Raw genomic sequence first — 6,527 nt, 5'->3', positions numbered from 1 at the left:
GATGTCTTGAAGAAAACGAATAAACAAACACAGCAATTACTTAAAAATCAACTATCACAATGGGTTACAGGTTTACCCGGTTATATTAGGGCTTACCTGCCTGATTTGGTCTGCGAAAGTTGAGTAAATTATTCATGAAATAAGTATAATAGTTTGCTAGAAGGTAGGTGCAACAAAGATGAATAATGTATTAAATAAACGATTTAATATTTCACAAAAATATATCGGCTTTTTTCTTGTTGCCGTTGTATTCTTATGGTTGAAAACATATATCATTCAATTAAATCAGTTTGAACTAGGAGTTGAAAATGGCATTCAAAAGTTTTTATTATTTTTGAATCCATTGGGCTCATCTTTATTATTTCTAGGCTTTGCACTATTTTTTAAAGGAAGACGAAAATATAGTGCGTTAATGACGATTTATTTCATATTGTCATTCTTGCTATATGCGAATGTAGTTTATTATCGATTTTTTAACGACTTTATTACATTGCCAACGATTTTTCAAACGCAAAATTTTGGTGATGTATCAAGTAGTGTTGTTTCCCTTTTAAGACCATACGATATTCTCTTTTTCGTTGATTTTCTAGTCTTGCTTGCGCTGCTTTTATTTAAAGTTGTTAAAATAGAAGTAAAAGACATGGGCCGTCGAAAAATTATTGCTGTTTTATCATTGGCTTTGGGCTTTTCAAGTTTGAATTTGGCCCTTGCTGAAGCAGATAGACCTGAATTATTAACAAGAGGCTTTGATCGCAATTACATTGTTAAGTATTTGGGAATGTATAATTACACAATTTATGATGCGGTACAGAGCACAAAGGCTTCAGCACAACGAGTAATGGCCGATAGTAGTGATGTAACCGAAGTAATCAACTTTACAAAATCTAACTATGCTGAACCAAATCCTGAATACTTTGGAATTGGTGAAGGCATGAATGTGATTTATCTTCATCTTGAATCGATTCAATCATTTTTAATGGATTATCAATTACATGGTGAAGAAGTGACACCGTTTTTAAACTCGATGATTAGAGATGAAAATACGATTTACTTTGATAATTTCTTCCATCAGACAGCACAAGGAAAGACGGCTGATGCGGAATTTATGTTGGAAAATTCATTGTATGGCTTGCCACAAGGTTCAGCTTTTACAACGAAAGGGCTTAACACGTACCAGGCTGCTCCAGCCATCTTAGGACAGAAGGGCTATACTTCAGCCGTATTCCACGGTAACTCAGGAAGTTTCTGGAACCGTAATGAAATTTATAAATCTTTTGGCTTCGATAAGTTTTTTGATCTAAGCTATTACGATGCTGAAGCTGACCAAATGGCAGAGTATGGCTTAATGGATAAGCCATTCTTTGAACAGTCATTCTCGCTGTTACAGACATTACCACAGCCGTTTTATTCGAAGTTTATTACAGTAACACATCATTATCCGTATACGATGAATCAAGATGAAGCAACAATTGCTCCGCATACTACTGGTGACAAATCGGTGGATAATTATTTCCAAACGGCACGTTACGCAGATGAAGCATTAGAGCAATTCATCACAGATTTAAAAGAATCCGGTTTATATGATAATTCCATTATCATTATGTATGGTGATCACTACGGCATTTCCCAAAACCATAATAGAGCGATGGAACAAGTGTTAGATAAAGAACTGTCCACATTTGATAGTGCAGCAGGTTTACAAAGAGTGCCGCTCTTTATCCGTGTTCCAGGAATGGAAGGTGGAATAAACCATGAGTACGGTGGACAAATTGATATTTTACCAACATTGCTTCACTTATTAGGGATTGACTCTAAAGAGTATATCCAATTTGGTACTGATTTATTGTCCGAAGATCATGATTCACTTGTTCCATTCCGTAACGGAGACTTTGTCAGCCCAACCATTTCATCTGTTGGAGGAAAGTTCTATAACTCTGAGACAGGTGAATTAATTGACGAAGAACAAATGGAAAAGGCGCAACAATTACAGGAAGTTGTAGAATATAAACTGCATCTTTCAGATAAAGTAGTCAATGGCGATTTATTACGCTTTTACACTCCAGCAGAATTTACGCCAATCGACCGTTCTATGTATGAATATAATAGTTCTGACAAAGAAGCTAAAACGTCAATCGATGAATAAATATAACGATGTGAGACCGTCCTATTGGGACGGTCTCTTTTTGGTTGTTTGAGGCTAGTACTCTTATGAGAGTGTTACTTGGTTGCAAGATCTTCAGCAATAAGATAGGAAAAGTCGTTTTATCTATTATATTGTATTGTTTAACGAAGACTTCAGAAGTACTTTTTCTGACATATTTTTTGTTAAGGGAAAAATTGAGAACATAATAGAGAGTTTCCATCTAGTTATTTAGACGGGGGAAATCTAAGGTGGATCATACTATTATCCTAGTTTTTGTATAAAAAAATAGTACCTGGTACTATAAAATTGAAACATAACTGTAATATGATTATAACCTTGTTGTTATGATAGACTGCTATAGTACTAGGGGAGTAGAAAATTGTTAGTTTTAGATGTATTTTGTCATTATTAGGAATGTTGAGTTTAAAATTAAAAAACTTGTAGTTTGATAGAGTTTGTATTAAATACATAATTTAAAAACTTGTCGAAAACATGAAGGTCGGAGGAAATAAGAATGATGAAAAAGAAACTTGTAGCTCTGAATACCACTATCATCTTGGGAGTAGGGAGTTTAGTTACTATCCCGTCTGTGAGTGCGGACTATTCTTCACAAATTCAACAAGTAGAACAAAAAATCGATGAAACAGAAAATAAAATAGCGGCATTAGAAAAAAAGATTCAAAAAATGAATGAAGCGATTGAAGATAATAACAAATTAATCGCAACGACAGAAAAAGAAATTGCTGTTACTCAAGAAGAAATTAAAAAATTAAAAGAAGAGATCGCAGTATTAAACGATACGATTGAAAAAAGAACTGAAGTGCTGGCAAAGCGCGCTCAGTCTTTCCAAGAATCTGGCGGTAAAGTTGGATACATAGAAGTGCTTTTAGGTTCTGAAAATTTTAGTGATTTTATTGATCGCGTATTTGCCGTTACGCAAATTGCAAATGCGGATAGTGATTTAATTAAGCAGCATGAATTGGACAAAGCAGCAGTTGAGGAAAAGCAAGCAGAGGTTGATCAAAAGCTTGCAGAATTAACTGATAAAAAAGAAGAGCTAGAAGGCATGAAGGCTCAAATGCTTGAGCAAAAGAAAGAAAATGACCAATTGAAAAACTCATTAGAAGAAGCGCAGAAAGGAAATCTTGCAAAGTTGGATGAGCTTGAAGAAAAAGCTCGTCAAGAAGAAGAAGCAAGACGTCAAGCGCAATTAGAAGCAGAGAGAGCATTGAGAGCACAAGCGCAAACTAGTAATAGCAACTCAAGTGCTTCTAACTCCTCAAGCGGGGGTTCAAAAGTAGCTTATACACCACCAGCAAATGATGGTAGTCTTAATACCATTTTACAAGCTGGATATAAATACATAGGAAATTCTGTTTATGTATTTGGTGGCGGAAGAACAGCATATGATGTAGCAAATGGAAGATTCGATTGTTCTGGTTTTGTGAGTTGGGCATTTAGACAAGCTGGTATTAGCATTGGTTCAAGCACAAGTACTTTAAGAAACCAAGGTACTAAAGTATCGTATAGTGAAGCTCGTCCTGGTGACTTAGTATTTTTCGACACTTATAAAAAAGATGGACATGTTGGGATTTATCTTGGCGGTGGAAAATTCATCGGTTCGCAATCTTCAACAGGTGTAGCGATTGCTAACATGAACTCTGGATACTATAAAAATACCTTTAAAGGACATGTAAGAAGAGTTGCAAACTTTTAATTGATAATAACTATTGGGTCTATCCTTTAGTAGAGGGATAGACCCTTTTATTTTTGTTGGGAAATTTTCACCATTCAAGATTCATACTTATTTCGTAAATTGGGCTGTCTTCATTGAGGAATAGTAATAATTATTCTAAAATAACAATTATTGATGTTGTTCTATTTTGTGCATCGAAATATCATGGGGCATCTCTACATAAATCTCTTAGTTCTAAGAAAAAATAACTTTGACTTTTCTTATTAATCATTATGAGTTAAAAGGGAGAAGGGAGTAATAATGAAAAAAATATCAAATGTATTCTGGATCTCATTAGCCCTCGTACTTGCAGCTGTTATATTTGGAGCAACAGCTCCTAAAACGTTTGAGGAAGCGACGGGCAATGTACAACAATTTTTAACAACGGCTTTCGGGTGGTATTACTTAATCTTAGTTACAATTATCGTCGTTTTTTGTTTATTTCTTATTTTTAGTCCAGTAGGGGCGATAAAACTGGGCAAGCCAGATGAAAAAACGGAATTCTCTACGCCATCATGGTTTGCAATGCTATTTAGTGCTGGAATGGGGATAGGCCTTGTTTTTTGGGGAGCAGCTGAACCGCTGTCTCATTACATTGATCCGCCTTTAGCCGAGGGTGGAACAAATATTGCACATAAGGAAGCGATGCGCTATACCTTTTTTCACTGGGGGATTCATGCTTGGGCAATTTACGCTTTAGTGGCCTTGGCACTTGCCTATTTTCAATTTAGAAAAGGAGAACCTGGACTTATTTCATCTACCCTTAAGCCGATTTTAGGAAAGTGGATGGACGGGGTTTTGGGAACGATTGTCGATGTCTTAGCTGTTTTTGCAACAGTAGTTGGTGTAGCGACAACTTTAGGGTTTGGAGCGGCCCAAATTAATGGAGGCCTTTCGTATTTATTTGGAATCCCATCAAATTTTATTACTCAGTTTATTATTATCTTAATCGTTACGGTCTTATTTATGGTCTCCGCAGGAACGGGATTGGGGAAAGGGATTAAATATTTAAGCAATATCAATATGATTTTTGCTGTTGCATTGCTAATTTTAATGTTCGTTGTCGGTCCGACGATTCTAATATTAGATATGTTTACAGATACGATCGGAGGATATATTCAAAATATTGTTCAAATGAGCTTTCGCATTGCTCCTTTAGATGAAGAGCATCGCTCATGGATTAATGGCTGGACCATTTTTTACTGGGCTTGGTGGATTTCTTGGTCACCATTTGTAGGAATTTTTATCGCCCGTGTTTCAAAAGGACGAACCATCCGTGAGTTTATTATTGGTGTGCTGTTACTTCCAGCACTTGTTAGCTTTTTTTGGTTTGCTGTATTTGGAAATTCCTCCATTTTCATTCAAGCATCTGGTGCATTAGATTTAACGCAATATGCAACAGAGGAGGTTCTGTTTGCTGTTTTTAGTCAATTTCCTTGGTCAATGGTCCTTTCTATTGTAGCGCTTTTACTTGTAAGTACGTTTTTTATAACATCGGCGGATTCCGCAACATTTGTACTCGGTATGCAAACGACATACGGATCGCTGACTCCACCAACAAGAGTGAAGTATACATGGGGGATTGCTCAGTCAACCGTGGCTCTTATCCTTTTATATAGTGGTGGTTTACAGGCATTACAAAATGCTTTAATTGCTGCTGCATTTCCGTTCTCCTTTATAATGCTTTTGATGATGCTATCTTTGTTCAAATCATTAACAAAAGAGAAAAAAGAATTAGGATTGTATCATAAACCTAAGCCACGTAAAAAGCCAGAAGCTAAGGCGTAAAAAATGACATGATTCCGTTCAATCAGGAAAATGAACATAATTTCTTTTTCTGAGGCATAAAATGGACAAGGGGAGATGTCCAATAGGAGGGAATGCAATGAACGGGTTATACGAAAATATAAGTGAGCCTTTCGATTAAAAAGTATGAAAAAAATTATTTTGATTTATTCCTTCCTATTACTTGGCGCGATCATGCAAGGAATGGCGATGTCTATTTTTTTGTTTCCACATTCCATTCCTTCTGGTGGTGCTGCTGGTATAGCGATTCTTGTTAATCACTGGTTCCACTTACCTTTAGGATTTTCCTTGTGGTTAGCCAATGTTGTATTTCTCGTCTTTGCTTTAAAGTATTTCGGCTATACGTGGACATTCCGAACGATTCTTGCGGTCGCAGCAACCTCGACAACTGTCACATTAATTTCCACAACATTCAACAATATTCCTCATACTCATATTTTACTTGATATTGCTGTAGGCAGTGTCCTTTTTGGAGTTGGTGTTGGAATCCTTATTCGCACAGGTGCTTCTAGCGGAGGAATGGTGATTCCAGCATTGATGATTGCTACATATAAAAATTGGAGTCCTGGGAAAGTCATGATGGGAATTAACTTATTGATCTTTCTCTTAACTTCTTTTGTGATCGATTATAAAATTGTTTTCTTTGCCGTCATTTGTCAACTTATTTCCACAAATGTGATCGATTTAATCTATCAATTAAAGATTTATTCCACTACATTTTTAACACCTAGTTGGAGAAGAAAATAGCAGAACAATAACCTGTTTATCGGATGGTCTGTCCACCTCAAGGGTTTAAGTGGACAACCGCATAGTAAAATTGAGGAGTGTTATTCCGTATGAAGG

At 36.1% G+C, this 6,527-nt stretch carries 4 protein-coding genes; all 4 read left to right on the top strand.

Features of this window, described 5'->3' with window-relative positions:
• Window positions 1-178 precede the first annotated feature (178 nt).
• The 4 genes from ltaS (at window position 179) to PZE06_RS18235 (ending at window position 6,431) form a co-directional block, all read left to right on the top strand.
• Window positions 179-2,143 (top strand): lipoteichoic acid synthase, encoded by a 1,965-nt coding sequence (gene ltaS / locus PZE06_RS18250; RefSeq protein WP_275791777.1) that lies wholly within the window; start codon window positions 179-181, stop codon window positions 2,141-2,143.
• A 514-nt stretch (window positions 2,144-2,657) separates the two neighbouring features.
• On the top strand, window positions 2,658-3,860 hold the full coding sequence (locus PZE06_RS18245; protein WP_275791776.1) for a coiled-coil domain-containing protein: 1,203 nt from the start codon (window positions 2,658-2,660) through the stop codon (window positions 3,858-3,860).
• A 279-nt stretch (window positions 3,861-4,139) separates the two neighbouring features.
• Window positions 4,140-5,666 (top strand): glycine betaine uptake BCCT transporter, encoded by a 1,527-nt coding sequence (locus PZE06_RS18240; RefSeq protein WP_275791775.1) that lies wholly within the window; start codon window positions 4,140-4,142, stop codon window positions 5,664-5,666.
• 144 nt (window positions 5,667-5,810) lie between these two features.
• Window positions 5,811-6,431: a YitT family protein gene (locus tag PZE06_RS18235; RefSeq protein WP_275791774.1), complete on the top strand. Its 621-nt coding sequence runs from the start codon at window positions 5,811-5,813 to the stop codon at window positions 6,429-6,431.
• Window positions 6,432-6,527: the final 96 nt, after the last annotated feature.

Origin of the sequence: Robertmurraya sp. DFI.2.37 (genome assembly GCF_029211245.1) — a bacterium.
In the GTDB taxonomy this organism is placed as follows: Bacteria; Bacillota; Bacilli; order Bacillales; family Cytobacillaceae; genus Robertmurraya; species Robertmurraya methanolica_A.
Note: the sequence above shows the minus strand (reverse complement) of the source record. Positions and strands in the feature narration are given on the sequence as shown.